This window comes from Halobacteriovorax sp. RT-2-4 (assembly GCF_047085445.1).
Classification (GTDB): domain Bacteria; phylum Bdellovibrionota; class Bacteriovoracia; order Bacteriovoracales; family Bacteriovoracaceae; genus Halobacteriovorax_A.
Map to the genome: position 1 here is coordinate 57,749 of NZ_JBKIXY010000002.1, position 25,862 is coordinate 83,610.

The 25,862-nt window shown below is 36.8% G+C and carries 27 protein-coding genes; 19 read left to right on the plus strand and 8 right to left on the minus strand.

Annotated features, from left to right (window positions below; all coding sequences use genetic code 11):
- Nucleotides 1–8 precede the first annotated feature (8 nt).
- Complete coding sequence (locus tag ACMAYL_RS10655) at nt 9–1,667, minus strand: hypothetical protein (RefSeq protein WP_103219061.1); 1,659 nt, start codon at nt 1,665–1,667, stop codon at nt 9–11.
- A gap of 226 nt (nt 1,668–1,893) precedes the next feature.
- On the opposite strand from ACMAYL_RS10655, the gene ACMAYL_RS10660 reads away from it, so the two are divergent.
- The 3 genes from ACMAYL_RS10660 to ACMAYL_RS10670 are packed head-to-tail and all read left to right on the plus strand — an operon-like array spanning nt 1,894 to nt 4,052.
- Nucleotides 1,894–2,955: a L,D-transpeptidase family protein gene (locus ACMAYL_RS10660; protein ID WP_103219062.1), complete on the plus strand. Its 1,062-nt coding sequence runs from the start codon at nt 1,894–1,896 to the stop codon at nt 2,953–2,955.
- A gap of 11 nt (nt 2,956–2,966) precedes the next feature.
- Entirely contained in the window at nt 2,967–3,704 is a 738-nt protein-coding gene (locus ACMAYL_RS10665; protein ID WP_103219063.1) for a hypothetical protein, read from the plus strand.
- A 9-nt stretch (nt 3,705–3,713) separates the two neighbouring features.
- Nucleotides 3,714–4,052, plus strand: coding sequence for a bactofilin family protein (locus tag ACMAYL_RS10670; RefSeq protein ID WP_103219064.1), 339 nt, complete (start codon nt 3,714–3,716; stop codon nt 4,050–4,052).
- Nucleotides 4,053–4,067: 15 nt separating this feature from the next.
- Here ACMAYL_RS10670 and ACMAYL_RS10675 read toward each other — a convergent pair whose 3' ends face one another.
- Nucleotides 4,068–4,670 (minus strand): hypothetical protein, encoded by a 603-nt coding sequence (locus ACMAYL_RS10675; RefSeq protein WP_103219065.1) that lies wholly within the window; start codon nt 4,668–4,670, stop codon nt 4,068–4,070.
- 134 nt (nt 4,671–4,804) lie between these two features.
- Between ACMAYL_RS10675 and ACMAYL_RS10680 the strand changes: the two genes are divergently transcribed.
- Nucleotides 4,805–5,746, plus strand: coding sequence for a hypothetical protein (locus ACMAYL_RS10680; RefSeq protein ID WP_392992340.1), 942 nt, complete (start codon nt 4,805–4,807; stop codon nt 5,744–5,746).
- On the opposite strand, the gene ACMAYL_RS10685 is transcribed toward ACMAYL_RS10680, so the two are convergent.
- Together ACMAYL_RS10685 and ACMAYL_RS10690 are read right to left on the minus strand one after the other, a co-directional pair.
- Nucleotides 5,747–7,126 carry a M16 family metallopeptidase gene (locus ACMAYL_RS10685; RefSeq protein ID WP_412463105.1) on the minus strand — a complete coding sequence of 460 codons (1,380 nt, stop codon included), beginning with the start codon at nt 7,124–7,126 and terminating at the stop codon, nt 5,747–5,749. It lies immediately after the preceding gene.
- A 19-nt stretch (nt 7,127–7,145) separates the two neighbouring features.
- On the minus strand, nt 7,146–8,537 hold the full coding sequence (locus tag ACMAYL_RS10690; protein ID WP_103219068.1) for a M16 family metallopeptidase: 1,392 nt from the start codon (nt 8,535–8,537) through the stop codon (nt 7,146–7,148).
- Nucleotides 8,538–8,603: 66 nt separating this feature from the next.
- Here ACMAYL_RS10690 and ACMAYL_RS10695 point away from each other — a divergent pair, with 66 nt between their 5' ends.
- The 9 genes from ACMAYL_RS10695 to ACMAYL_RS10735 all read left to right on the plus strand — a co-directional run bounded on the left by ACMAYL_RS10695 (nt 8,604) and on the right by ACMAYL_RS10735 (nt 18,336).
- Nucleotides 8,604–9,392, plus strand: a complete 789-nt coding sequence (locus ACMAYL_RS10695; protein WP_412471078.1) for an MBL fold metallo-hydrolase — start codon at nt 8,604–8,606, stop codon at nt 9,390–9,392.
- A gap of 85 nt (nt 9,393–9,477) precedes the next feature.
- Nucleotides 9,478–10,587 (plus strand): alanine dehydrogenase, encoded by a 1,110-nt coding sequence (gene ald / locus ACMAYL_RS10700; protein WP_103219070.1) that lies wholly within the window; start codon nt 9,478–9,480, stop codon nt 10,585–10,587.
- A 199-nt stretch (nt 10,588–10,786) separates the two neighbouring features.
- The gene (locus tag ACMAYL_RS10705; RefSeq protein ID WP_103219071.1) at nt 10,787–12,028 is read left to right on the plus strand and encodes a hypothetical protein; all 1,242 of its coding nucleotides are present in this window, start codon (nt 10,787–10,789) and stop codon (nt 12,026–12,028) included.
- A 245-nt stretch (nt 12,029–12,273) separates the two neighbouring features.
- Nucleotides 12,274–13,875, plus strand: a complete 1,602-nt coding sequence (locus tag ACMAYL_RS10710; protein WP_412471079.1) for an ABC transporter substrate-binding protein — start codon at nt 12,274–12,276, stop codon at nt 13,873–13,875.
- Nucleotides 13,876–13,878: 3 nt separating this feature from the next.
- Nucleotides 13,879–14,904, plus strand: a complete 1,026-nt coding sequence (locus tag ACMAYL_RS10715) for an ABC transporter permease (protein ID WP_412471080.1) — start codon at nt 13,879–13,881, stop codon at nt 14,902–14,904.
- Complete coding sequence (locus ACMAYL_RS10720; protein ID WP_103219074.1) at nt 14,904–15,791, plus strand: ABC transporter permease; 888 nt, start codon at nt 14,904–14,906, stop codon at nt 15,789–15,791. Before ACMAYL_RS10715 ends, ACMAYL_RS10720 begins: the two co-directional genes overlap by 1 nt.
- A gap of 11 nt (nt 15,792–15,802) precedes the next feature.
- Entirely contained in the window at nt 15,803–16,765 is a 963-nt protein-coding gene (locus ACMAYL_RS10725; RefSeq protein WP_103219075.1) for an ABC transporter ATP-binding protein, read from the plus strand.
- A gap of 15 nt (nt 16,766–16,780) precedes the next feature.
- Entirely contained in the window at nt 16,781–17,722 is a 942-nt protein-coding gene (locus tag ACMAYL_RS10730; protein WP_392992352.1) for an ABC transporter ATP-binding protein, read from the plus strand.
- Nucleotides 17,723–17,832: 110 nt separating this feature from the next.
- Nucleotides 17,833–18,336: a hypothetical protein gene (locus ACMAYL_RS10735; RefSeq protein ID WP_412471081.1), complete on the plus strand. Its 504-nt coding sequence runs from the start codon at nt 17,833–17,835 to the stop codon at nt 18,334–18,336.
- 59 nt (nt 18,337–18,395) lie between these two features.
- On the opposite strand, the gene rpmG is transcribed toward ACMAYL_RS10735, so the two are convergent.
- The gene (gene rpmG / locus ACMAYL_RS10740) at nt 18,396–18,572 is read right to left on the minus strand and encodes a 50S ribosomal protein L33 (protein WP_021268365.1); all 177 of its coding nucleotides are present in this window, start codon (nt 18,570–18,572) and stop codon (nt 18,396–18,398) included.
- A 126-nt stretch (nt 18,573–18,698) separates the two neighbouring features.
- Between rpmG and ACMAYL_RS10745 the strand changes: the two genes are divergently transcribed.
- From ACMAYL_RS10745 to ACMAYL_RS10760, 4 genes are all read left to right on the plus strand, one after another.
- A complete protein-coding gene (locus ACMAYL_RS10745; RefSeq protein WP_103219078.1) occupies nt 18,699–18,995 on the plus strand; it encodes a hypothetical protein in 297 nt (98 codons plus the stop codon).
- 134 nt (nt 18,996–19,129) lie between these two features.
- Nucleotides 19,130–19,396: a type B 50S ribosomal protein L31 gene (locus ACMAYL_RS10750; RefSeq protein ID WP_021268340.1), complete on the plus strand. Its 267-nt coding sequence runs from the start codon at nt 19,130–19,132 to the stop codon at nt 19,394–19,396.
- A gap of 71 nt (nt 19,397–19,467) precedes the next feature.
- Complete coding sequence (locus ACMAYL_RS10755; RefSeq protein ID WP_103219079.1) at nt 19,468–19,884, plus strand: hypothetical protein; 417 nt, start codon at nt 19,468–19,470, stop codon at nt 19,882–19,884.
- Between the two features lie 189 nt (nt 19,885–20,073).
- The gene (locus tag ACMAYL_RS10760; protein ID WP_103219080.1) at nt 20,074–20,583 is read left to right on the plus strand and encodes a hypothetical protein; all 510 of its coding nucleotides are present in this window, start codon (nt 20,074–20,076) and stop codon (nt 20,581–20,583) included.
- Between the two features lie 25 nt (nt 20,584–20,608).
- On the opposite strand, the gene ACMAYL_RS10765 is transcribed toward ACMAYL_RS10760, so the two are convergent.
- From ACMAYL_RS10765 to pyrE, 3 genes are all read right to left on the minus strand, one after another.
- Nucleotides 20,609–21,640 carry a small ribosomal subunit Rsm22 family protein gene (locus tag ACMAYL_RS10765; RefSeq protein WP_103219081.1) on the minus strand — a complete coding sequence of 344 codons (1,032 nt, stop codon included), beginning with the start codon at nt 21,638–21,640 and terminating at the stop codon, nt 20,609–20,611.
- Nucleotides 21,641–21,710: 70 nt separating this feature from the next.
- Complete coding sequence (locus tag ACMAYL_RS10770; protein ID WP_103219082.1) at nt 21,711–22,982, minus strand: citrate synthase; 1,272 nt, start codon at nt 22,980–22,982, stop codon at nt 21,711–21,713.
- Nucleotides 22,983–23,112: 130 nt separating this feature from the next.
- Complete coding sequence (gene pyrE / locus ACMAYL_RS10775; RefSeq protein ID WP_103219083.1) at nt 23,113–23,745, minus strand: orotate phosphoribosyltransferase; 633 nt, start codon at nt 23,743–23,745, stop codon at nt 23,113–23,115.
- Nucleotides 23,746–23,923: 178 nt separating this feature from the next.
- Here pyrE and ACMAYL_RS10780 point away from each other — a divergent pair, with 178 nt between their 5' ends.
- Together ACMAYL_RS10780 and ACMAYL_RS10785 are read left to right on the plus strand one after the other, a co-directional pair.
- Nucleotides 23,924–25,288, plus strand: coding sequence for a hypothetical protein (locus ACMAYL_RS10780; RefSeq protein ID WP_103219084.1), 1,365 nt, complete (start codon nt 23,924–23,926; stop codon nt 25,286–25,288).
- A 130-nt stretch (nt 25,289–25,418) separates the two neighbouring features.
- Nucleotides 25,419–25,850 carry a DUF3015 family protein gene (locus ACMAYL_RS10785; protein WP_103219085.1) on the plus strand — a complete coding sequence of 144 codons (432 nt, stop codon included), beginning with the start codon at nt 25,419–25,421 and terminating at the stop codon, nt 25,848–25,850.
- The last annotated feature ends 12 nt before the right edge of the window (nt 25,851–25,862 follow it).

Genomic DNA, 25,862 nt, shown 5'->3' on the forward strand with positions numbered 1-25,862 from the left:
ACTAATTTTTAATCATCCAGTTCTAGTTCATCATCTAATTCTAATGTATCAGCAACTACATTCAAAGAGCCTCTTAGATTACTAATAAGGCGTTCAAGTTTTTGCTCAGCTAAAACTCTTTCCTTCTTTGCTTGCCTCTCATTAATTGCAACGTTTTCCATATTAAATTCAAGAGTATCAATTTTTCGCTTAAGCTCTAAAATCTTCTCATCTCTTGCTTTTATTTTATTATCACTATCGATGGCCATAAGTTCTAATTGACTTTCTAGCTCTTGTTCACGTGCTCTAACACTTGTATGATCGATTTTTAAGCGTGTCCCAATTTCGGCCATCTCTTCTCTCATGGCCTTATTCTTAGCTTCACTAAGCTCTAGCCCATGCTTGTATTTATCAAGAAGTGATTTCGTTTCCTCAACTTCAATTGCATGTCGCTTTTTAGCAATCGAAAGCTCAATATTTTTTTCATCAACTTCTGTTCTTAAGCTTAACGAATCTCTCTTAAGAAGCTCAATCATTGTTTTTAATTCATTTAGTTCAGTTAAAAGTTTAATACGATCTTCTTTTAACTCTGTAACAGTTACTCTTAAATCAAGTAGCTGCTCTTCACTTAGGGAGCTTAAAATGTGCCCAGGGTGAAAGTTAATATTTGCACTAACGTGATTCGATGCTGGAGCGGCCGGTGCCGATGCAACGAAATCATGGTGCTCAGAAGCAGCAGGAGTTTCAACCGAATCAAATCCCCCAAGATCAATATTGCCAGTTTCTTCAGTTGGTGAAACTGCCGTTACAGTTAAGGTCTCATCTGGAGAATTATACTGCTGGTGATTTGCATCAACCATTCCATCAAGTTGGGCCATTGTATCTTCTTGGCCAACAGAAGGAAGTTCCACTTCATTAGTTGTTTCATCATCAAATTGATCAAGATCATCGTCTAGCGACATATCAATATCGGCGTCGAGATCATCAAGCTCGGAATCGAGATCTGCATCAAGACTATCAAAGTCATCTAGATCTCCCATATCATCGAGTTCACCTAAATTATCAAGGTTACCAAGTGAATCTAATTCATCATCTAAATCTTCACCTAGTGACATCTCAAGATCATCAAGGTCCTCATCTAAAATATCACCTGAATCTTCTTCAAGGTTTACTGAAAAGTCATCAGCTGTTTCTATTTCAGATTCAGCACTGGCCTCTACGGCATCATCTTCTTCATCAATTTCTTCATCGACTTGTTCTAGCTTATCTTCAACAATAATCGGGTTATTATCCAGATCCAAGTCATCTTCACGAGCTGCATCTAGAGAAGCATTTGGAATAGTATCCCCTTCTTGAGTAAGGTTGATGGTAATACTAGATGAAAAATCCATATCAAGATCAGTTGGAGAATCTGCATTTACTGGAGCATTTTCTACGATATCATCATCACCACAAAGATCGATGGCACTGACATCATCAAAATCTAGCTCAATACCTTCATCCAGTGGGGAGCTGTCTTCATTATTTAGCTGAGAGAAGTCAATATTAGTATCAACAAGAGTTAGAGAAGTCTTCTCTTGTGCGTCACTGCTACTATCAGTATCGCTTCCAAGAACTTCATCAACCGCATTTTGAATTTTCTCACTTTCAGCGAGTAATTCTTCCTGTTGCTTCTTTTCTGCTGACATAATTTTCCCCATCGCGGCCATGCAAAACGTATGAAATTTATTTAAATATGGCCTTTTCTTAAATCCTTACCCTCTACTTTTCGCCTTTTTTCGAAAAAAGTTGAGTACTTACAACGCATAAAGTTATTTTATCGAAAGTTATTTTACTTTTTGAGGCATAAAGACTTGAGAAGTGATTAAAAAATGTTCTACAATATTAGGTAGTTATCAAATATAAAGGCTTTTCATGATTAAAAAACTATTATTTTTATCGACTATTTTTACATCTACTTTTTTTTCAGTAAGTAGCTTTGCTCAAGAATTTTTTCCATCGAGTCTACTTTTATTAAATGATTACTTCGCTCATCATGTGATCGTTGCAGAAAAGTCGACTCATACAATCTACCTATATGAAAATAATAATGGCCTGCCACGTTTAATTAAGACATATCAAATGGCCACAGGTCAGAAAGTTGGAAATAAATCATTTCAAGGTGATCGTAGAACACCAGAAGGTGTTTATCATTTTGAGCAATTCATTGAACATAAAGATTTAATTAGAAAGCATGGTGAGCTTGGAGCTCAATATGGGGTTGGAGCATTTGTTCTTAACTACCCTAACCCAATTGATAAAGCGCTAGGAAAAACAGGTGGCGGAATTTGGCTACACTCAACAGACAACGAGCCAAGAATTGACAAAGGCCTAGACTCAAAAGGTTGCCTTGTTGCTCACAATGTAAACCTAATTGATATTTCAAAATTTATTGAAATTAATAAGACAAATATTGTCGTTGTTCATAACTTAAAATTCTTTAACAAGGAAACTTGGGAAAAAGAAAAGAATGAAGTCCTTGATACTGTAAATGGTTGGCTAACAGCTTGGTCAACAGAGAATATCAATGACTACTTAAGCTTCTACTCACGCACAGATTTTATCGATCCAACTCGTGGACGTTACAATTCATTTGCACAGTATAAGAAGGCCGTATTTGCAAACCCAGGGACTCCTTCAATTCAGTTAAAAGATTTAACTGTATTAAAAGCTGATGACTATGTTGTCGTAACGTTCAAGCAAGACTACACTAGTAATACAATTAACGATATTGGAAAGAAAACGCTCTATTTAAAGCGTGACCCTTATTATAAGTGGAAGATTGTCGCGGAGAGATGGCAGCGTATTCCAATGGATATTACAAACGAGAGGGAGCACTTAAGTTTTGAACCTTCACAGAGGTTCTTTACTTCGCAAGACCCAAAACAAATTTTCACACTGAATCTCACTTTAACGAGACCGTATAGCGAAAATTAAAAGGGAACGGGATGTCCACACCATCAAGTAGTTCAAAGGCAAAGAATAATTTGTCTTTCATTCTTTATGAAAATAATAAAGTACCAAGATACTTACAGCTTTCTCCTCGCGAGTATAAAGCAATCATTTATGTACCAGTTGTTCTTACTGTATTTTCTATATTTGCCTTAGCTGGCTCATACTTCTACACGAAGAATATTGAAAAGCTTATCAAGGCCAAAGAGCCATTAATTATAAAAAATCTAAGAGATGAGAACTCGACTCTGGCACAAAAGAATACTGAGTTAACAACTCTGAACCTTGACCTAACAAATCGACTTGCCAATGAAACGATTAGTGCAGTTAGTGCAAGTTCACTTAATATTATTGCTCCAGTAAAAGGTCAAAAAGACCTAACGAGTCCGGCCAGCATTAATATCGAAGACTTAAAAGTAACTAAGAAAGATGATAAAGCGGAACTTAACTTTAATATTATCAATATCACAAAAGATAATAATAGGGTTTCTGGTTATATCCATATTTTCTTATTCGATGGGAATAACTACTTCCACTACCCTGAGGGCGGTGACTCAATTAGAAATTTCTCACTTAACTACACAAAGGGTGAATCATTTGCAACATCACGCTTTCGTCCTGTAACAGCTAAGTTTGATATGCCTAAGAATAAAACAGTTATGTTTAAGATTTTTATTTTCAACCGTCTTGGCGATATTGTTCATCAGCAATTATTTAGAGAAGAAATTAAGTAGGGCCTTACTATGGATTTAAGAGATCAAAATTTTACATTCGTTGGAATTGGCTCAGTTATTAAGGGTGATATTGTATTAAATGGCCCTTCTCATATTTGCTCGACTATCGAAGGCGATATTCAAATTGATGAAAAGCATCAACTAACAATTGAGCCACAAGGAAATGTCCAAGGGCGTATTCGCTGTGGGGACTTGAATATCTATGGTGTAGTAAATGGAGACATAACTGCTCAAGGAAAAGTTAAGGTCTTCCCTACAGGAACTGTTAAGGGACAGATTGTCGCTAAGAATATTAATATTGCTCCAGGAGCAAAGGTTAATATGCAAGGGCATACTTTAGAATCATAGAAGTGATTTTACTAGTTAGCGTATAAGCCGATCGATAATTCCACGTTCAAATTTAAAAACAAGACCTAATGAAATTAGATTTTCATGTCCATTACCATTTTCTTGGTAAACATAGCTTGTATGAAAATTAATTTTTCTGGTTATACGAAAAAAATCATAACCAATACCAATTCTTAATCCACCTAGTGTTGTATCTCTTCTAAGGCCATAAGTATTGGCCGCTCCAGCAAAGATATTTCCATCAGAATTTCCTTCAATAAAATCATTAAATGAAACAAGGGCATACCCTAATTTTACAGCAAGTCTCTGAATTGGATAAAAATGAAACTCAAGTCCATAGATGGCAAGCGATTGAACTGCCACCCTATCAACACCACCATGTTTAATGTCGCCGCTTAGATCAATTCTTGTATAGAATGCCTCGATTCCAGTAACACGATTTCTTACCCCATAGGACAAATTATAGCCAATACCTGTAGTTGCCGTATCATATTGGTCCATTTTATCATTTGTCCCAATTCCAAAAACACCATCAAACCTTAAATAAGATATATCGGCCTTTACCTGAAGACAGAGAAATAATAAAGTGAATAGTTTTAAATATTTAGCTAAGCTCAATTAACCACCTCTAAGCTATTGTAACAAAAAGAAAATAAATTTTCCTGAATCAAGATAAGTGGAAGTTTTTTCTCAATTTTATCTATTTAATCACCCAATTAACTTTATTTTAACTATGGCCCGATTCTTTAGGCATGAAAAAGACAAAGCTAAATACATGTATCTTATCCTTAACACTTTTTATGAGCTTACTCTTTGGTACGGCCTCATGTAAGGAAGTAGAATCTGTTATCAAGGCGGAACCCTTACCTGCACCAAGTGGCAATTATCTTGAACCTGGAGATATCATTGTCATGAATTATACTTCTGACTCTATCGTTCAACTTGATAGTAATGGGGTTTTTAAAAGAACGATCTATCAAGCAACTGGCAACAGTGTTCTTTTGATGGCCCTTGGTTGGTCGAGTGAGACAAATCAACTTCTTTTTACTACTGATGGCAATGACCGCGTACTTGGTATAAATGCCTACACAGGCAAGGTTTCTGATGTCATTGTGCACACGGGACTAAATGGTGCATTAAGAGGTGTAACAGAGCTAGCAAATGGAAATATCGCAGTTCTTGAATCCAACGCCCTCGAGTTATTTACACCACTTGGAGATGGACATCAAAGAGAGACTTCAGGCTTTCCTATTGCAAATATCATCAATACAGGACAAGGCATGGCATCACTAAGTGATGGTGGCTTCATTATTAGCTCACGTGGCTCTGATCAAATAAGAACTTATGATGAAGATGGTGTTCAACAAAATAGTGTCGCAGGGCCAGCAGGTGCAACTGATGGCTACTTTGCTATAGAGCTTGATAATGGTGATATTGTGGGTATTTGGAGTGGTGCAACTGATCAAGTGATCGAATATGATAGCTCTTTAACAGCAACTGGAGCAAGTTATAGCAATACGACTTACCTTACAAATCCTAGAGGTGTTGCCCAGCTACAAAGTGGTAATATTATTGTTTCAGATTATTCATTTAATCACTTAGTGGAAATTGATATTAGTGATTATTCTCTTGTAAGGATAATTGGGCAAGGCCTCTCAGGCCCTACCCATATTCTGGTTGTTCCAGATTATTAATTATAAAAAGTTTTTGTAAGAATAAACTTTGATCTTTGCAATCTTCTTTAGGGCATTCATCATCTTCTTATCACCAAGAACAACTATTTGAACCTTGTCATAAGGGAATGCTGAGTAAATAGTCTTTGCAACATCCTCTTGCGTGATTTTATCAACTGAGTTCGTGTACTCTAGAAAACGCTTAATATCCACTTGAGAATTATCAAGGCTTACTAACTGTCTCATAAAGCTTGATGGCTTTTGAAATTGAAAAGCAAATCCACCTTTTACGGCCTTTCTTACCTTTTCAATTTCTTCCATCGAAATATTCTCTGCCTGAGAATTGTCCTTTAGAATTTTGATTACTTCTTGAACCATCTGATTAACAGTTTCTTCTTTTGTAAAAGTTGAAAGAATTGAGCGGCCATAGTCTTTTTGCATACCAGCTGTTGCCCATGCAGAATAAGTTAATCCTCTTTTTGTTCTAAGTTCCTTTACAAGAATTGAAGTGAAACCACCACCTAAGTATTGAGACATAAACTCTAAATTCTCAAAGCCTGGATCTTCTTTCTTGGCCATGTAAATTCCAGCTCTAACTTGCGCTTGGTTCGCTTTTGGAACTTCAACAAAGTGAATAAGTGGCTTTTCTGGATTGAACTTCTTGATCTCTTTTACTTCAGTATCTAAATTTCTAACAAAGCTTGCTTTAGAATCAAAACCACATTCATTAGTAACAATATTTTTAATCTTTAGGATTGAGCGTGGACCAGTGATATAAACTTTCTTTTTAACATCATCTCTAAAATATTTCAGACGACTTTGAAGATAGCTTCTTTTAATTCTCTTAATATCTGCAAGTCTTCCCCTTACATCTGATACGTATGGAGTCCCCTTTAAGCTTATAGTACGAAATGCTGTAGAAGCTAATTCACCATGATCTGAAACAAGATTCTGTCTTTGGGCAGTAAGAGATTTCTTAGCTTTAGATAGTTCTTGAGCAGGGTAAACTGCATCTCTAAAGATATGACAAATTTTCTTTGTAGTAGGAATAATGTCTTTAGCAAGTCCATTATATGAATAGCTTGAGAATTCGTGAGTTACATTTGAAGAAGTTGAAACCCCATAGAATTCTAGGTTATCTGCAATTTCATTAAGGCTAAAACGATTTGTTCCACTCTCAAGTAGATCAAACATCATCTTAGTTACACCTTTAGTACGGCCATCTTTAATTGCACCATCAGCAAAGAATATCGTTACATTATAAGTAGGGAATTTATCATCTTGAATATAAGTGACATCGATATTTTCCCATTTAAATTTTTCAATTTTATCGACTAGTTCATTGGCACTAACACTCATGAAAGTCGATGCAATGATTATTGATTTTAAAATTTTATTCATAGCTACTAATCCCTTCATCCTAGTTACGATCCCAAATTGATAAGAAAACATAATCGTTACCAGAAATATAGCGACGACAAACATCACGAACTTGATCAACATTCATCTCACTATAACTCTTAAGCTGTTTCTTATATTCTCTATAGTCTCCATTAAAGAATTCAGAAGAACCTAGGAAACTAGCTAGGCCATCATTAGTCGAAATTGCTTCATAGTATTGTTTAAGAAGCATATTCTTAGTCTTTTGAACTGCTCTTGGAGTAATGGCCTTTTCACATGAATCCTTTAAAGACTTTAGAAGTTTACGACGAGTGTCCTTGATACCTTTCTTCGGAAGTAACTCTCCTCCAATAACAAAAATACCACCATTTTTTAGGTTGTAGTTGTATGAGTAAACCTTAGAGAGTCTTGGGTTTTTCGAAACAACATAGTTCTTTACTAAGTAAGAGCTTGTACCTGTTCCCAGAATATCTGAAAGAAAATCGAGAGCGTAAGTGTCTTCGTGAGTAACTGAAACAGAAGGGAATGCAAGTCTAAACATTGGGTTTTTCGACTGTCCTTTTAGACTTCTTACATATGGAAGCTTACCTTCTCTTTTATATCTACCAGCATCATCAAGCTTTGCCTTCTTTGTATCAAGAGTCTTATTCATTGGAATTTTACCAATAGTATCTTGAACCTTTGAAAGAATTGCCGAAGGATTAATATCACCAACGATCACCATAATGGCGTTATTTGGAGCATAAAAGTCATGATAGAACTCAAGCATTTGTTTGCGATCTAACTCTTTAACATCCTTTGCGTCCCCTATGACAGACCCTCCATAAGGAGTTCCATTAAACATGGCCTTCATCATAGCGAGGTGAATCTTACCACTTGGTCTATTCTCATAACGCATCTTTCTTTCTTCAAGAACAACTTGTCTTTCCTTTTCAAAAGGAACTTCTTCAAGCATGAGATTTGCCATTCTCTCCGCTTCAAGTTCAATCATTTTCTCAACTGTCTGAGCTGCGATATTCTCGTAGTAAACAGTATTATCAAATGTTGTATAAGCGTTAGAATTACCCCCATAAGTTTCGATATAGTCAGAGAAGTATTCTGCTGGATAGTTCTTCGTTTTCTTAAACATCATGTGCTCTAGAAAGTGTGTCGCTCCAGTTGTCCCCTTTCTCTCATAGCGTCCACCTACATCATAAAAAGTATAGATCGAGGCAATCGGTAATTTCGAATCACGAACAAGTAGTAAGCGTAGGCCATTTTCTAAAGTGTGTTTCTGAACATCAATATTTAGTTCTAATGAACCTAGGCTTAGGTCCTTATTAGAATGTTGATTTTCATTTGTAGATGAACACGATGAATTTAGAATAAGAGCTGCGGCTGTAAAGACAAATAAATTAATTGCTTTAAACATCAAATCTCCAATAAAAGTTAATATAAATAGCTTAAAAACTTATGATTTTCTTGGCAATATAAAGTTATGAATTTATTAGTTACGTTCCTAGGAACCGGAACAAGTACAGGTATTCCAATGTTAGGCTGCAGCTGTCCAGTTTGCACAAGCTCTAATAAACACAATAAACGATTGCGTACTTCATTTTTAATCCAACAAAATGATACCACAATTCTCTTTGATACGGGGCCAGATCTTCGCACGCAATTATTGCGTGAAGGCGTAAAGGATATCAGTGCAGTTATTATTTCACATGCCCATGCTGATCACTTGAACGGCATTGATGATATAAGGCCATTCACCTTTAAACACCCTATTAACCTCTATACTGACCAAAATAGCGCAAATATTATGAATATAAGATTTAGCTATATTTTTGGAAATAACCCTGGCCACATCGGATCAAGTCCGAGGCTTTTACTCAACGAAATACAGCCAAATACCATAAGTAAGATTTGCGACTTAGATTGCGAGTTCATAAGTCTGCCACATGGCAATGGGACAAGCTTAGGTCTTATTATTGGAAAGCTTGCCATCATTTCAGATTGCCATGAGATCCCGCAAGATGAAATAGAAAAGCTACGCTCTTACAAATTAGATTCTCTCATTATTGACTGTGTGCGACACAAGCCTCACCCAGCTCACCTTTATGTCGAAAGAAGCTTTGATTACATTAGACAAATAGGGGCCAATCATAATTACCTAACCCACATGGGCCACGAACTTGATCACGACTTATTGCAACAAGAGTGCGATGCTCACTTTCCAGATGGAAGTGTCAAAGTTGCTTATGACGGGCTAAAATTCGAGGTTTAATTTATTGTAATAGCATTTGAAAACAATTATATTTGCCTCATATATTTTATGAGTATTTTAACGCCTTCAATTCAATGGAGTTTTTATGATTATTGGTGTTCCTAAGGAAATTAAAAATAACGAAAATCGCGTAGGTCTAGTTCCAGGTGGTGTAAGACAACTTATCCACGATGGTCACGAAGTATACGTAGAAACAAATGCAGGAGTTGGAATTGGTATTTCTGACGAAGCATATATTCAAGCTGGAGCAAAGATTCTTCCATCACTTGAAGAAGTATTTGAAAAGTCGACAATGATCATTAAGGTTAAAGAGCCTCAACCAAGAGAAATTGCTCTTTTAAAACCACACCATATTCTTTACACATACCTTCACCTTGCGGCAGATGAGCCACAAACAAAAGGTCTTATGGAGTCTGGATCGACATGTATTGCATACGAGACAATCCAACCTGCAGACGGATCTCTTCCACTTCTAACTCCAATGTCTGAAGTAGCAGGAAGAATGGCAACTCAAATTGGTGCCGCTTACCTTCAACTTGATCATGGTGGTAAAGGTATTCTACTTGGTGGTGTACCAGGTACAAGAAGAGCAAAGGTAACTGTTATTGGTTGTGGTGTTGCAGGAACAAACGCAATTAAAATGGCAATGGGTATGGGTGCAGACGTAACTGCAATCGATCTATCAACTAAGCGTCTTGCTGAGCTTGATGACCTATTTGATAACAGAATTACAACTTTATTCTCAAATATCGACAATATTGAAAAATCAGTTCAAGAGTCGGACCTTGTAATTGGTGCAGTACTTGTTCCAGGTGCAAAAGCTCCAAAGCTTGTAACGAGAGAAATGATCTCTAAAATGGAAAAAGGTTCAGTAGTTGTTGATATCGCTGTTGACCAAGGTGGTTGTATTGAAACATGTAAGCCAACAACTCACCAAAACCCTACTTTCCTAGTAGATGGTGTTGTTCACTACTGTGTTGCAAATATGCCAGGTGCAGTTGCTCAAACTTCAACTTATGCACTTACAAACGTAACTCTTAAGTACGCTCGTATGATCGCAAAATACGGTGTTGAAGAGTCAGCGATGATGGATGAAGCATTTAAGAAAGGGATCAATATCTACAAAGGTAAACTTGTGTACAAGCAAGTTGCTGAAGATCTAAATCTTGAATACACTCCACTAAATCTAAATTAAGATTTGAAATATTGGCCCCTACCTGGGGCCATTTTCTTACCAAAAATCATTTACCATCTAAATTGCCTTACTAAATCAGTGTTATTTTTCTCAAAATATCTTACATTTAGAGGTTAATTTAAAATTTACCGACGTATTTTTTTCAATTTCACCTAAAACTCGATAGAAATTATCAACTGTTATATTTTAAGGGGGAGAAATGTCAAAAATTCTAATCGGGCTAATGCTCGCATGTTACACTCTCGCTGCGAATGCAAGCGATCATCAATTAAACTTCTCATTCAATGGTGGAGATAATGATGTACAAGTACTAGCTAAGGAAGTTGAAGTTACTAAGTACAAAGAAGAGCCATACGAAGGGACATGTTACCGCCAAATACCATATCAAGAAAATGAGTGTGGTTATGAAACAGATTATAGAAGAGAATGTCGTTGGGAACCAGGCCGTCAGGTTTGTGAAACTGAATATGATTACCAATGCCGTTATGAAACGAGATATCGTCGTGAGTGTACGAGAGGTCCTTCGAGACAAGAATGTCGTACAGTTCCGGGACAAAGAATTTGTCGTACAGTGAATGGAAGACAAGAATGTCGTCAACGTGATAGCCGTCGTGTTTGCGAGACAGTCCCAGGGCGCGAAACTTGTCGTTCAATCCCATATCAAGATCGTGTATGTGGAAATGTACCAGTAAGAAGATGTCACACTCGTCCAGGACGTAATGTATGTGACAATGTTCCTTACCAAAAATATGTTTGTCGTGATGTAACAAAGTACCGCTCAGAACCATACTCATGTACAAAGACTCGTACAGTTGCATACAAAGAAATGGAAAATGTAACTCACAAAGTAAAGGTACAATACCTTGGTGCAGTTGATAAAGCTGATGCAAATTTCACGCTTGAGTTTAGCAACGAACTTAAGAGCTTTGATACACTTGTACAAAACTTAAATAAAGAAGCAACTCAAATTAACTTCCAAGTTTCAGACTTTACAAAAGTTTCTGATTACAATTATGAGTCAACTCTTAAAGTAGAATTCTTTGACCTAGATGAGGCGAAAGCTCCTATTCTAGTAAACCCTGAAAACGTAAAAGTTGGAGTTAAAGGTCAATTCGAACTGGAGCTTTCAAACTTCACAGAAGGTATGCAAGAGCTAAGTGCAGAAATTGTTATCTATGACAAAGAAAAGAAGAAGATTCATTTTAAGAAAACAATCAATCTTCTAACTTTTAATAAAACTCTTCTTGATAATGGAAATATTCTATTTACAGAAGAATTGAAAAAGCACGGATTTGAAAAGATTAAGAAATTTGCTCTTGGGCCATTTGAAAAGGCACGTGAGTTAAAGGTTACACTTACATTCTTTCCTCTAGTATCAAAAGTACCGGGACAAGAACTTAAGTCAGTGACACACACACTAAATACAAAAGCTAAGTTTTAATAAATTGGCCCTTATTTAATATAAGGGCCTTCTTCAATATTAGGGAATTGATGAAGGCCACTTATAATAAAGAAACCCTCTACTGAGCGTAGGGGGTTTTTCTATTATTTTCTCCTCACAATAATCTAGTTAAAAGAAGTTATATTTAGTCAAAATGTCGCTAGGCATTGTTTACGGAGCGCTAAATGCTACGTATCATTTTAACTAAATAAAAATTAATACATTTTAAGTAAAGGGAGAGAATAATGCTTAAAAGTTTAATGGCCACATTAATCATGGCCGCACTTGTCGTATCGTGCTCGGGAAAGAGCGGCGCAAATAAATCAACCTTTGTTTATTGTTCAGAAGGCTCACCTTCTGGGTTTAACCCACAATTCTTAACAGATGGCCCATCACATAATGCGGCCGTTTATCCTCTATATAACAGACTTGTAAAATTTGAGACAGGCTCGACAAATATCATTCCATCAATTGCTGAAAGCTGGACAATTTCTGAAGACCAACTAACTTATACTTTCAATATCAGAAAAGATATTAAGTTCCATACAACAAAAGATTTCAAACCGACTCGTAATCTCGATGCAAGTGATGTTGTGTGGTCTTTTAATCGTATGTTCGATAAGAATCATCCTTACCACAAAGTTAGTGGCGGTATTTATGAGTACTGGGATGGTATGGGAATGAGTAATATCATCAAAGGTATCAACCAGACAGATAAGCACCAATTACAAATTACTCTTCATCACCCTGAAGCACCCCTACTTGCAAACTTTGCAATGGCATTCACAAGTATTCTCTCTCGTGAGTATGGTGAAAAAATGCTAGCGGCCAAAACTCCTGAAGTTCTTGATCGTAATCCAGTTGGAACGGGACCATTTATCTTTAAGTCTTATCAGAAAGATACAATGATTCGCTATGAGGCCAATAAAGAATACTTTAATGGCGTACCTAAAATTAAACGAATGGTTTTCTCAATCACTCCAGACCCATCAGTTAGAACTCAAAAGCTAGTGGCCGGAGAATGTCACTTAGCGACTCAACCTGCACCAACAGATATCGCAGCACTTGATGCTAACAAAGATATCACTGTTCTTTCAGGGCCAGGCTTAAATGTTGGTTATCTTGCTCTTAACACTCAAAAGAGGCCATTTGATAATATTCACGTAAGACGCGCGATTAATTATGCATTAAATAGAAAGACATATGTTGAGCCAATTTATCTTGGGTATGCAACAGTTGCTAAAAACCCAATGCCACCAACAATCTGGGGATATAACAACGATATCAAAGACTATGACTACAATGTAGAGATGGCAAAAGAAGAACTAAAGAAAGCAGGGTTACCAGATGGCTTTAGCACGACTCTTTGGACTCTTCCAGTTTCACGTCCTTACAACCCAAATGGAAAGAAGATGGGTGAACTAATGCAAGAAGATCTTGCAAAAGTTGGAATTAAAGTTGAGCTCGTTACTTATGACTGGCCGACTTACTTGAAAAAGGCCCACGCTGGTGAACACGCAATGCTACAGATGGGATGGACGGGAGATAATGGAGATCCTGACAACTTTCTCTATATGCTACTAAGCTGTGAAGGAGCAAAGGCAGGATCAAATTATGCTAATTGGTGTAATAAAGAATACGATAGCGAAGTTATTGCGGCCAAGCGCTTAAGTGACAAGAAAGAAAGAGCTGTTCACTACATGAAAGCTCAAGAAGTATTCAAAAAAGAAGTTCCTTGGATCACACTATTTCACTCAACAGTACACCGTGCAATGAGAAGTAATGTGAAAGGATTTAAGATTCACCCATTAGGAAATGATATCTTCGATAAAGTTTCATTAGAATAATATATGAAAAATTTTTTACAAAAACGCTTTCTACAGCTAATCCCAACACTTATTGGGATTAGCTTATTTTCTTTTATCGTTGTCCGTTTAGTTCCTGGTGATCCTGTCCTACTTCTCTTAGGAGAGCGTGGTGCAGATCCCAAAGTCTATGCGGCCATGCAAAAAACACTTGGCCTTGATCGCCCCATCTTAGAGCAATACTTCATTTATATGAAGAATATTTTCTCAGGTGATTTTGGCGTTTCCATTGTGACCAAGCAAACTGTCATTAATGAGTTCTTTTCGCGTTTTCCAGCGACTTTAGAGTTGGGAATTTGTGCTATGATCTTTGCAATCTTGATTGGAATACCAGCAGGAGTTTATGCGGCATTAAAGCGCAATTCTTTTATGGACTATTTCTTAATGGGTACTTCACTTGTTGGCTACTCAATGCCAATATTTTGGTGGGGTTTAATTCTTATCATTATCTTCTCAGTTAACATGGGAATTACTCCAGTATCAGGCAGAATGGATGTTCTCTTTGATGTTCCAAGAGTTACAGGTCTAATGCTAATTGATACATTAAACCCAGAGGTCATTTCACTTGATGGTTTTGCACCTTTTACTTCTGCACTAAAGCACCTCATTCTTCCAACAATTGCCATGGGAACAATTCCCCTCGCCGTTATATCAAGAATGACAAGATCAAGTGTACTTGAAGTACTCAAAGCTCCATATATCCAAACAGCAAAGGCCAAAGGTCAAAGCTATCAAAAGATTGTTTGGAAACACGCTGTACGAAATGCACTGATTCCTATTGTCACAGTAATCGGTCTTCTTTTTGGAAGTATTATTACTGGGGCAATTCTTACTGAAACAATTTTTTCTTGGCCAGGTATTGGACGCTGGCTAGTTGCAAGTATTCACGCAAGAGATTATCCAGTTATCCAAGGAGGAATTCTCTTTATTGCTCTGATGGTAATTTTCATCAATATGTGTGTGGATATTATCTACTCAATTGTTAATCCAAAAATTTCAGGTTCAAAATAATGGAAGTACAAAATTCAAATGTAACAACAATGGAAGTCTTTAAGGAATTTATTGATCACTTTAGTGACAACAAAGGGGCGCTCTTCGGTCTAGCTCTTGTCTTAGGCTTTATCATCATTGCTCTACTGGCACCTTTAATTGCACCACATGGAGCAAGCGAGATTTTCCCAGGACAACTTCGTATACCTCCATTTTGGGCAGCGGATGGCTCTATGCAATTTATCTTAGGTACAGATGATCTGGGTCGAGATGTTCTAAGCCGACTTATCTATGGAGCTCAAATTTCTCTCTTTGTTGGTATCTCAATTGTTTTGATCTCAACTGTAGTAGGAACAATGCTTGGCCTTCTTGCTGGATACTTTGGAGGCAAAACAGATGCAGTGATCATGAGATTCATCGATATTCTTATGGCCTACCCAAGTATCTTACTTGCTATTATCGTTGTTTCTGTAATTGGCCCAGGCCTAATGAATGCGGTTTTTGCTGTTGCCTTAGTAAGTGTACCTTCGTTTACACGACTTATTCGTGCAAATGTATTAGAAATAAAAAATCTTCAATACATTCAGGCAGCAAAAACATTTGGTGCCTCACCTATGCGAATTATGCTTAAAGAAATTCTACCAAATTGTATGGCAACACTCATTGTTCAAGTAACACTAGGCCTTTCAGAAGGGATTCTTTCAACGGCCGCACTTGGCTTTCTAGGCCTAGGTGTCCAGGCACCTACTCCAGAATGGGGAATTATGCTAAGTGATGCCAGACCTTACATTCAAAGTGCCCCATGGCTTGTGACACTTCCAGGTCTTTGTATCTTGGCCGTTGTTTTGGGACTGAATCTTTTTGGAGATGGCCTAAGAGATGCACTTGATCCGAAGCTTAAACGATAGAAGAGAAATATATGAGTTTATTAAAAGTTAAGAATTTAAATATACACTTTAAAACAAAGAAAGGACTTATTCACGCCGTTCGAAATGTTTCGTTTGAAGTTAAAGCGAGTGAAACACTTGGAATCGTTGGTGAGTCAGGTTGTGGAAAAAGTATCACGAATATGGCAATAATGGGCCTGCTTGATGATAATGCTGTCGTTGAAGCAGAAGAATTAAGTTTCAACGGAGTGGATCTGCAAAAACTTAATGAGAAATCGTGGCAACAGATTCGCGGAGGTGATATCAGTATGATCTTCCAAGATGCCATGAGTAGCCTAAACCCATGTTATACAGTTGAAAATCAGATTGAGGAAGTTCTTCTCATTCACGAACCAAACTTATCAAAACAAGAACGTAAGGATCGTGTTGAAAGGCTATTAATTCAAGTTGGAATTCCTGCGCCTAAAGAGCGCATGAAAGCTTACCCACACGAGCTATCTGGTGGAATGGCCCAACGAGTGATGATTGCGATGGCCATTGCTTCAAGCCCAAAGCTTTTAATTGCAGATGAGCCAACAACGGCCCTTGATGTTACTGTTCAACAGCAAATTCTAGAGCTCCTAGATGAGATTCAAAAAGAAACAGGCATGGCCGTTATCTTTATCTCCCACGATCTTGCTGTCGTTAAAGACTTCACGCAAACTCTTCAAGTTATGTATGCAGGCGAAGTCATTGAAAAAGGACCAACAATGGCCGTCATCAATTCTCCTCGCCACCCCTATACATCAGGACTATTGAAGTCAATTCCTTCATTTACAAATGATATTAACGCTCCCCTTTACTCAATAAAAGGGATGGTTCCAGACTTAGGTGATCGCCCTACAGGATGTCAGTTTAGAAAGCGATGTGAATATGCGACTGAACAATGTGAATTACTCCCTAAACTTGTCATTCATGATGATCGCTCTCTTCGTTGTATTCACCCATTAAATTAAGAATTAGGTATAGATATGATTGATACAATTAAAGTAAATGATTTAAAAAAGTACTATCCTGTCGCAGACAAGTTTGTAAAGGCCATCGATGGCCTAAGCTTCACTCTTCAAGAAAAAACAACTCTTGGAATAGTTGGGGAATCTGGTTGTGGAAAGTCGACTCTTGCAAAATGTCTTATGGCACTTGAGCAAATAACAGATGGAAGTATCACAATCGGTGGTAAAGACTTCTCAACTCTTTCTTCAAAAGAACTATACAAGTCCATTCAAATGGTTTTCCAAAATCCACTCGAGTCACTTAACCCAAGAAAAAAAGCATGGGAAATAATCGCTGATCCTCTTCTTATCAATGAGAAAGTAACAAAGAAAGAAGCTTTTGAGCGTGCATGTGAACTTATGGAAACAGTAGGCCTTCGTCGTGCTCATGCTCACAAGTACCCACATATGTTTAGTGGTGGCCAACGTCAAAGAATAGGAATTGCCAGAGCTCTTATTTTAAAACCAAAAGTTTTAATTCTTGATGAGCCAGTATCTGCTCTTGATGTTTCAGTTCAAGCGCAAGTTTTAAATCTTTTAAAAGACCTTCAAGAAGAATTTAATCTCACTTATATCTTCATCTCTCATGATCTCTCTGTCGTTCGCTATATAGCGGACAAGGTACTTGTCATGTATCTTGGAAAGGTTTGTGAATACGGAAAAAGTGATGTCATCTTTACGACTCCACTGCATCCTTATACGAAAACACTTCTAAAGTCGGCCCACGCGGTAGAAAACGAAGTGATCAAGGCCTTCCCACCACTTAAGAATGTGGAGCTTCCATCACCTCTCAATCCACCTGCTGGATGTAACTTTCATACTCGCTGCCCACTTGCAGTTGAGCATTGTAAAAGCAAAGCACCAGAGTGTCGTCATATCGACAGCAGAGATGTTTTTTGTCACGAAGTTATTGAAAATTAATCATGATAAAGGCTTCCGTCAGGAAGCCTATTGTAATTATTTCAACTAAACACTATTTATATCCTAAATTTGCTATAAATCCTCAAACAATAAATTTAAAGGATAAACATATGAAACTAATCGTTACTCTAGCACTAACATCATCTGTATTTGCTGGCTTTTGCGCTGACGAGGCGATATTTGATCCAAGCTGGCCAGGGAATAAAATTTCTAATGTCATAAAATGTAATCGCGTGAAAGCGAAGTCTTATGTCCTCGAAAAGAACTTACTTCTTGGCGATAGCGCTTGTTTTGGAATTATTAAAGAGCAATTCTCGGAATACAAGAACACAACGTATAAAGTGTCTTTTTGGGATACTGAAAAGGGTTATGAAGGACTGAGTATTATCCCAACAATTCTTGAAAATGGTAAAATGTTTGAAAAAGCTAAAATCGAAGTTAGTGACAATGGCGACACACACCTCTCATACAGAGACCCTAGTCGTGGTTATACAACTGAAGTTGATTTTAATCTTGACGACCCATCTATGATGAAGGCCCATGTTTTTAATAAAAGGCTCTTTTCGAAGAAGTCTGTGGAAACAGCTGAATACGAATGTGAATTTGAACTCTAGTTCATAAAAAAAGCCTCGCAATGCGAGGCTTTTTTTATATGTAAATTTGAAAAATCAAATTACTTAATTTCTTTGTGAAGTGTGTGCTTTCTTAAGAAAGGATTGTACTTCTTAACTTCAAGTCTCTCTGGATGAGTCTTTTTGTTTTTAGTAGTTGTGTAACGAGATGGAGTTTGTCCATTCTTTCTCGCTTCTGTACACTCAAGTGTAATAATAACTCTTGGCCCCTTTGCCATAACTGCCTCCTAAAATATATAAAACTTTAAAATTGTTTTCTCTAATTTATACAAATTACAATTCGTAGGTTAGAAACTTACTAGAAATACATTGTCATGGCAAGGGCCAACTGCTAAAAATACAGCATGGAAACACAAAATCTTGTAAATCTCAAAAATTGGAACTTCGCCCACTACAATAGTGAGCACTTTAAATCATTCATTGGAATGACTGGAGATATCCAAGAAGTTGATGGCCAAATAAAAGAGCTAATCCTCTATTCTGTTACAGTTGTGGACGGTGAAGATCTTGAGGTTTTTCAACGAGATTTCAGCTCTTTAAAGAGCGCCATTGATTTTATCAATGAAAAATATGGACATTGGCAATTTAACGACCCGACAGATAAGTCTGGAGGTGGCTGCAGCTCTTGTAGCGCACATTAAAAATGCCCATCTCAGCTATGGAAGCACTACATTAGATCTTGACAAATGGTCCTATATGGGCGAAATTGCTCAAATCTCTAATTAATACTAAATCAGCATTGTACCAAGCAATGCAAAAGATAACGAGGTTTAAAATGAAAAAAGGTATTCACCCAGAGTACAGAGACGTTCTTTTCCATGACATCTCTGCAGACACAAAATTTGTAGTTAAATCAACAATCAAAGCTGATTCAGAAGAAGAGTTTGATGGGAAAACTTACCCATACGTAAAACTTGATATCTCAAGTCTTTCTCACCCATTCTATACAGGAAAAACTAAAGTTCTTGATACTGAAGGTCGTATCGATAAATTCAGAAAGAAATTTGGTACTTCTTACGCTTCACTTGGGAAGAAAAAGTAATTATCGAATCAAAATTTTCGAATATAAAAGAAGCCTCGCATTGCGAGGCTTTTTTATTTATAATTTAAGATATGAAATTTCTAATCACTATCTTTATTGCACAGCTAAGTTTTGCCAACCTCGATAACAAGATCAATTATATCGCCGACATTCTGTTAAAAGAGCAATACCTAATTAATGACTCAAAAGAACGTGCAGACTTTGTTAAAAGACAGCTGATAGAAAAGTCTGCAAAAAGCTTAGACAATAAAAAGCTTGAAAAAATCATTGATGACAATACAAGCTTCGTTGATATCAAAGAAGAAATAAAAAAACGTATTAAGGCCAATTATACAGAAAATGAAGTGAATCGACTGATGGCCATTCTTGAAACAAAGGAAATGAGAAAACTTGCCAAGGATGTCCTTTCAAAAATCTTAACAATGCCCCACTTCAAGATGGATAAAGAAAAAATTATCTACGAAGTCAAAGAGCTGAAGTCTAAATAATCTTAAAAATAAATTATTTATTTTATCAGTAAATTACATTTCATTATTTTCATAAGTTAGCTCTCTTAACCAAAGACAGCCTAAAGAAACCCCTTTATTTACAAACACTTACACACTCTCCCGACTAAAGAAATAAAGTATATTTACCGAATAAAGTGAAACTGAACATGTATCACTTAAGGGGGAATAGTGAGTAAATTATTAAAAAGAGTATTTCTACTTCTATCTGTTTTATCACTTCTAGCAAGTTGTTCTTCTATCAACTCATATCAAGCAAGAGAGTATGCTGAGTGGAAAGCAAAAGGACTTGAAGTGAAAGAAAAAGATGAAACATTGGCCGCAGTTTTAAATATCCTGCCAGGTGTAGGAGATTTCTATAATGGCGATGTACCTAATGGTGTTGTAAACCTACTCTTTTGGCCACTGTCAGTTGCTTGGGCACCTGCAGGTGGAGCACAAGGAGCAAAGGTAAGAAATTATCATGCAACGAAAGCACACGTCGACTCACTTGAAAAAAATAAAAAAGCGCTTCTAAGTGAACTTGATACCGCCTTTATGACTAATATGATTTCAAAGAAGGCCTATATTATTGGAAAGCAAAAAATCACAAGTATGGATTTAATCGAGTTTAGATCAGGCGTAAGACTTCAGGACGTCCTGACAGCACCACTTAATCGTCTACCAGCTAGTAAAAAGTAAATATCTAAGGGAGCCTTATGCTCCCTTATTCAACACCTTCAACTTCAATAGTCTTTACACGAACAGTAGAATTTTCAAGTTCCTTATCAATTGTATAGCGAACACAAATGCCAGAGGAAATCTCTTCTAATTGCTTAACAACTTTCTTCTTAAAGAGTTTCTTAGGAACTTCTAAAGTCACAGACTTATTATTTTCATCACAGACATCCCAAAGGAATGCGTGCTTAACATTTTTCTTTAAACGAATAATTCTTGCTTTACCGCTCTTATCTTCAATTTGGTTTAATGCATAGAAGTGAATTGTTGCAGGCATGACCTTACGATCTAATTTTGCAACTTGCGAAAGAGACTCGAGCTCGAAGTCCAATGAAGTTTTAATTGATTGGTGACACCAGTCATCGATCCCTTCAAGAGGACAAGTCCCCTGTCCCATACATGGATATTGAATTTTGTAATCGATTAAGAGAAGCTTCTTTCTTAAAGCAAGAAGGTCTTTAAATACATCTTTTGTTCCAGGTTCAATACAAATGATAAATTTAGGATTGTAGCGCTTAATAATCTTAAAGGCCGCAGGCATTCCCATTTCATTGATCGAATTACCAAAAATAAGAGTTCTTGGAGCATCGTCAACATTTGGTAGAGTTTGAGAAAAACCAATTTTAGGATTTTGAAAATACTCATTATTAAGCTTATTGGCCTGTTCAATCATAAGCTTAGATTCATCAACTCCTGTGAAAGAAAGAGCATCCGAAAAAAGCTCACTTGCCGCAAAAACATAAGTTCCAGGTCCTGTTCCAATATCTAAGATGTGAGTTTTAGAAATTTCGGCCTTCATCTGCTCGCTTAAATGCTCAGTTAAAAACTCAAGCTTAAGAGCATTTGTTGGAAAGTAGAATGATGTATAGGCACTGATTAAATCCTCATCAGAGTAGTTATTCTTAAGCTTAGTACGCTCACTAGTAAATTGTGTCGACTGAGTCCCAATAAGTTTTGCAAGTTGCTGCTTATTAAGATTTGGATTTAAGAGACTCTTTAAAATTTTATCGTATTCAAACATTTCTACTTCCTAAAAAAAAGGCCCAAGAAATCCTTGGGCCCGAATTCAATATTCTTTTTAAAAGATTATACTATCTTTTTTCTGGTGCTACGTAATCTCTCTCATTTTCACCAATATAAACTTGGCGAGGACGAGAAATACGTGCTCCATCTTCTCTCAGTTCTTTCCACTGAGATAGCCAACCTGGTAAACGACCTAATACGAACATTGCTGTAAACATATTAGTTGGGATTCCAAGTGCTTTGTAGATGATTCCTGAGTAGAAGTCTACGTTTGGATATAGGTTACGCTTAACGAAGTACTCATCTTTAAGAGCAACTTCTTCAAGACCTTTTGCAATATCAAGAAGTGGATCTTCGATTTTAAGCTTAGTAAGAATTGTGTCACATGCTTTCTTGATGATTTTTGCACGTGGATCAAAGTTCTTATAAACACGGTGACCAAATCCCATAAGACGGAATGGATCGTCCTTATCTTTCGCTTTTTCGATGAACTTTTGGTAATCACCACCATCTTTCTTAATCTCTTCAAGCATTTCAAGTACAGCTTGGTTTGCACCACCATGTAATTGTCCCCAAAGAGCTGTAACACCAGCTGCAATTGAAGCAAATACGTTAGCATGTGAAGAGCCTACAACTCTTACAGTTGAAGCTGAACAGTTTTGCTCGTGATCAGCGTGAAGGATTAGAAGTGTATCAAGAGCGTCTGCTACGTCTTGGTCTACTTCACCATCAAACATTAGATTTAGGAAATCTGCTGAGTAATCTAGCTTAGCATTTGAAGTTAGTGGGCTTTTTCCCATCGTCTTGCGATAGAATTGCGCCATCATAACTTTTACTTGTCCCATTAATTGAACAATAGCCTTGTTCTTAATTTCTTCAGTTGCTTCTGGATCTAAGAACTCTGGGTAGAAACCACTTAGAGATGAGATCGCAGCAGCTAGTACACCCATTGGGTGAGCTGAACCAGGAAATTGGTCGATGATTTTTTCAACGCCACCTGGAAGCTTGCTGTTAGCTGAAATTTCTCTGTTGAAAGTATCTAGCTCCTTAACAGTTGGAAGCTTTCCATTGTAAAGAAGGTAAGAAACTTCAGCAAAGTTTGAAGATTCAGCAAGTTGTTCGATTGGGTAACCACGGTATCTTAAAATACCTTTCTCTCCGTCTAAGAAAGTAATCTTCGACGTACATGATCCTGTGTTAACAAAACCAATATCTAAAGTAATAGCACCTGTTTCTGCTCTTAGCTTTGAGATGTCTAAAGCGACTTCGTTTTCAGTTCCTACGATCACAGGAACTTCAATAGTTTGACCATTGATTTCAATTTTTGCACTATCGGCCATTTTATTCCTCCAAAATTTAAGTTGGATATAACTTAAATACGTTAAAAAACACGAATTAAATTAAGTAGATACATATCTTTTTTTGCTAAATCTGTCGACACGTCTTGCGTCTAAAATGCACAGCGTTGCATTAATTTTCCCAATTATCTGGGTCTTGCTGCCATTTCATAAGAAGCTCATGGCCTCTTTCATCGATCAATTTTTGCGACAAACAAATATCGGCTAATTGATTAAGATTTATTAAAGAAAAAATCTCAATACCTAAATCTTTAGCAACCCTTTTAGCATTGGGAGTTTGATAGTCGACCAAACACAGCACTGAGTCTACCATATGGCCCTGATCGCGAATGAGTCCAATGACTTTTTCGATACTTGAGCCTTGGTTAACCAGGTCTTCAACTAAAAGTAATTTACTATTTTCGCCAACTTTTCCTTCCACTATCTTACCCGTGCCATGGGCCTTAGGCTTTGAGCGTACATAATTCATTGGCTCGCTACGATAAAATGCTAATGCCGCAGCGTGAGAGATTCCAGCAGTTGCAACACCTGTAATGAAGTCATATGAAAAGTTATTCTCTTCAATGAGTTCACTCATGAGCTCAATTGCAAGCTTCCACATTTTTGGATCAGAAGACATAAGGCGATTGTCACAGTAAATAGGCCCAGTCTTACCAGAAGCGTATTTAAATGGATTTTGTGGAGAAATTTTAATTAAGCCAAATTTTATCATCTCTTTTACAAGAGAGATTGTCTTTTCTGTCATGCTAACCCCTTTAAAATAGTTTAAACAAATTTATCCATCTTAAAAAGTCGAATTCTTGTATAATTATCAATTGATTATTAATTTTTTCTCCTAACTAAATTTTATTATTTCAATAACTTACCGATGCGGGAGATATATGAAAAGAAATTAATGATTAGTTGATTAAAGGAGTACGTTTTTGAAAGCATTATATATTTGTGATGAAAAAGATGAATGGGGATACATTAGAGATTCTTTCTCAAATTGTTATCCAGATATCCAACTTCATTGCGCAATGAGTGGTGATGATGCAATTGACCTTTTAAGCTTTGAAGGTCCTTTTGCCGTGATCATTATTGAAGTAGCTCTTAAAAATGAAGATCCGTCTCAGCTAGCGGGAAAGATTCTTTCGATTACAGGTCAAAGGCCATTTATCTTTATCGGTATGGAGGCCATGATCAAACAAAAAATTCCAGATGCACTCTATGCACGAAGTGAATCGAGCTCGGCACTTTTTCGCCCAATTGAAGAAGAAGATTTTATGGGCGCAGTTAACAAGGCCCTTGCCTGGGTTAAAAGTGAAGACTTCGGCTCTAGCATTGAGGAATTTGAAGAAGACGATTTATTGCCAATGAAGATTCGTGGCTTTTATTTATTTGATACACTCGCCTACGATGTCTATTTAGAACTAACTCAAACAAAGTATACAAAGATCATATCGGCAAATAAGAAATACTCTCACGCAACAATTCATTCTTATGCGAGAAAGAATATAAAAGTCCTTTATCTAAAAAAGAATGACTACTTAAAATTCTTAGAAGAAGGAATAGAAAACCTCCTTAAAACTTTTGAAAGCAAGAAAAGACTTAAAGACTCAGAAGTTATTGAAAATCAAATTAAGGCCGTTCTTTTGATTCATCAATATGTTAAAACTGTTGGCGTATCAGAGAATGTAATTAAACTTTGTGATGAAGTCATTCTTTGTAGCCGTGAAATCATTCTTGAAAATAAGAAGTATCGTAATGTCCTTTCGCTATTTCCAAAAGGGCCATTTGATATTGCCACTCAATCAATTATGACACTTTATTTATCACACTTTATTTTACAAGCTCTTGGCTGGGCCTCTGAGACATCAAAGAAGAAACTTGGATTGGCTTCACTTTTATATGATTCAATGCTTGAAAATGAAGACCTTGCTTCAATTCAATCATTAGAAGACCCACAGCTTAAAATGTTCAAAGAAAGTGAGCAAGAAAGCTACCGTCTCCATCCTCTTAAAGCAGCTGAGATTGCACAGTACTTTACAGGTTACCCTGAAGCAGACTTTGTCGTGGCCCAGCACCATGAAAAACCAAAGGGAGATGGCTTCCCTAATAAGTTAAGTACAAATAAATTAACGGCCCACTCGTGTGCATTTATCCTAGCAAATAACTACATTTTAAAACTTTGTACAAGTACAGGCGGCAAAAAAAACTTACTTAATATCTTTAGAGAAATTAAAGAAGTTTACAACCAAGGTAACTTCAAAGACCCACTTAATGCTCTACAAAGGACGATACTGTAAATTAAATTTTTCTTAAAAAGCGGAGTCCTTTGCTCAAACAAAAACGAGGGATTTTTAATTTACATTTTTCTTAGTTAAGTTAAACTCTTTGTATTGTTTTACAAACATCACAATATTAAGGAGTTTATTGATGAAAAAACTATTATGTGCAGCACTTTTTACAGTTGTTACTTCTTCAGCATTTGCAGCTCACGGACCAGCAGGTTGTGGTCTTGGTTCGGTAATTTTCGAAGGTAAGTCAGGACTAGCTCTTAACGTTCTTGCAGCTACAACAAACGGTATCCTAGGTAACCAGACATTTGCAATGTCAACAGGTACTCTTGGTTGTGAAGATGCAAAAACAGCACGTGTATCAGCTGTATCATTTGTTGAAAACAACATGATCGCACTTTCAAGCGATATTGCTCGTGGCGAAGGTGAAAGTCTAGATGCATACCTTGCTCTAGTTAATGCTCCAGCAGCAAACAAAACAAACCTAAAGCAAAACTTTGATAAGATTTTTGCTGAAAATGCTGACGCACAAACAATCCACAATAACATCCAAACTGTACTAGCGATGTAATACTTTGGCCTA

Coding starts and splice junctions, on each gene's coding strand:
- ACMAYL_RS10655 (WP_103219061.1), bottom strand. CDS start 1,667: ATGTCAGCAGAAAAGAAGCAACAGGAAGAATTACTCGCTGAAAGTGAG.
- ACMAYL_RS10660 (WP_103219062.1), top strand. CDS start 1,894: ATGATTAAAAAACTATTATTTTTATCGACTATTTTTACATCTACTTTT.
- ACMAYL_RS10665 (WP_103219063.1), top strand. CDS start 2,967: ATGTCCACACCATCAAGTAGTTCAAAGGCAAAGAATAATTTGTCTTTC.
- ACMAYL_RS10670 (WP_103219064.1), top strand. CDS start 3,714: ATGGATTTAAGAGATCAAAATTTTACATTCGTTGGAATTGGCTCAGTT.
- ACMAYL_RS10680 (WP_392992340.1), top strand. CDS start 4,805: ATGAAAAAGACAAAGCTAAATACATGTATCTTATCCTTAACACTTTTT.
- ACMAYL_RS10685 (WP_412463105.1), bottom strand. CDS start 7,126: ATGAATAAAATTTTAAAATCAATAATCATTGCATCGACTTTCATGAGT.
- ACMAYL_RS10690 (WP_103219068.1), bottom strand. CDS start 8,537: ATGTTTAAAGCAATTAATTTATTTGTCTTTACAGCCGCAGCTCTTATT.
- ACMAYL_RS10695 (WP_412471078.1), top strand. CDS start 8,604: ATGAATTTATTAGTTACGTTCCTAGGAACCGGAACAAGTACAGGTATT.
- ald (WP_103219070.1), top strand. CDS start 9,478: ATGATTATTGGTGTTCCTAAGGAAATTAAAAATAACGAAAATCGCGTA.
- ACMAYL_RS10705 (WP_103219071.1), top strand. CDS start 10,787: ATGTCAAAAATTCTAATCGGGCTAATGCTCGCATGTTACACTCTCGCT.
- ACMAYL_RS10710 (WP_412471079.1), top strand. CDS start 12,274: ATGCTTAAAAGTTTAATGGCCACATTAATCATGGCCGCACTTGTCGTA.
- ACMAYL_RS10715 (WP_412471080.1), top strand. CDS start 13,879: ATGAAAAATTTTTTACAAAAACGCTTTCTACAGCTAATCCCAACACTT.
- ACMAYL_RS10720 (WP_103219074.1), top strand. CDS start 14,904: ATGGAAGTACAAAATTCAAATGTAACAACAATGGAAGTCTTTAAGGAA.
- ACMAYL_RS10725 (WP_103219075.1), top strand. CDS start 15,803: ATGAGTTTATTAAAAGTTAAGAATTTAAATATACACTTTAAAACAAAG.
- ACMAYL_RS10730 (WP_392992352.1), top strand. CDS start 16,781: ATGATTGATACAATTAAAGTAAATGATTTAAAAAAGTACTATCCTGTC.
- ACMAYL_RS10735 (WP_412471081.1), top strand. CDS start 17,833: ATGAAACTAATCGTTACTCTAGCACTAACATCATCTGTATTTGCTGGC.
- rpmG (WP_021268365.1), bottom strand. CDS start 18,572: ATGGCAAAGGGGCCAAGAGTTATTATTACACTTGAGTGTACAGAAGCG.
- ACMAYL_RS10745 (WP_103219078.1), top strand. CDS start 18,699: ATGGAAACACAAAATCTTGTAAATCTCAAAAATTGGAACTTCGCCCAC.
- ACMAYL_RS10750 (WP_021268340.1), top strand. CDS start 19,130: ATGAAAAAAGGTATTCACCCAGAGTACAGAGACGTTCTTTTCCATGAC.
- ACMAYL_RS10755 (WP_103219079.1), top strand. CDS start 19,468: ATGAAATTTCTAATCACTATCTTTATTGCACAGCTAAGTTTTGCCAAC.
- ACMAYL_RS10765 (WP_103219081.1), bottom strand. CDS start 21,640: ATGTTTGAATACGATAAAATTTTAAAGAGTCTCTTAAATCCAAATCTT.
- ACMAYL_RS10770 (WP_103219082.1), bottom strand. CDS start 22,982: ATGGCCGATAGTGCAAAAATTGAAATCAATGGTCAAACTATTGAAGTT.
- pyrE (WP_103219083.1), bottom strand. CDS start 23,745: ATGACAGAAAAGACAATCTCTCTTGTAAAAGAGATGATAAAATTTGGC.
- ACMAYL_RS10785 (WP_103219085.1), top strand. CDS start 25,419: ATGAAAAAACTATTATGTGCAGCACTTTTTACAGTTGTTACTTCTTCA.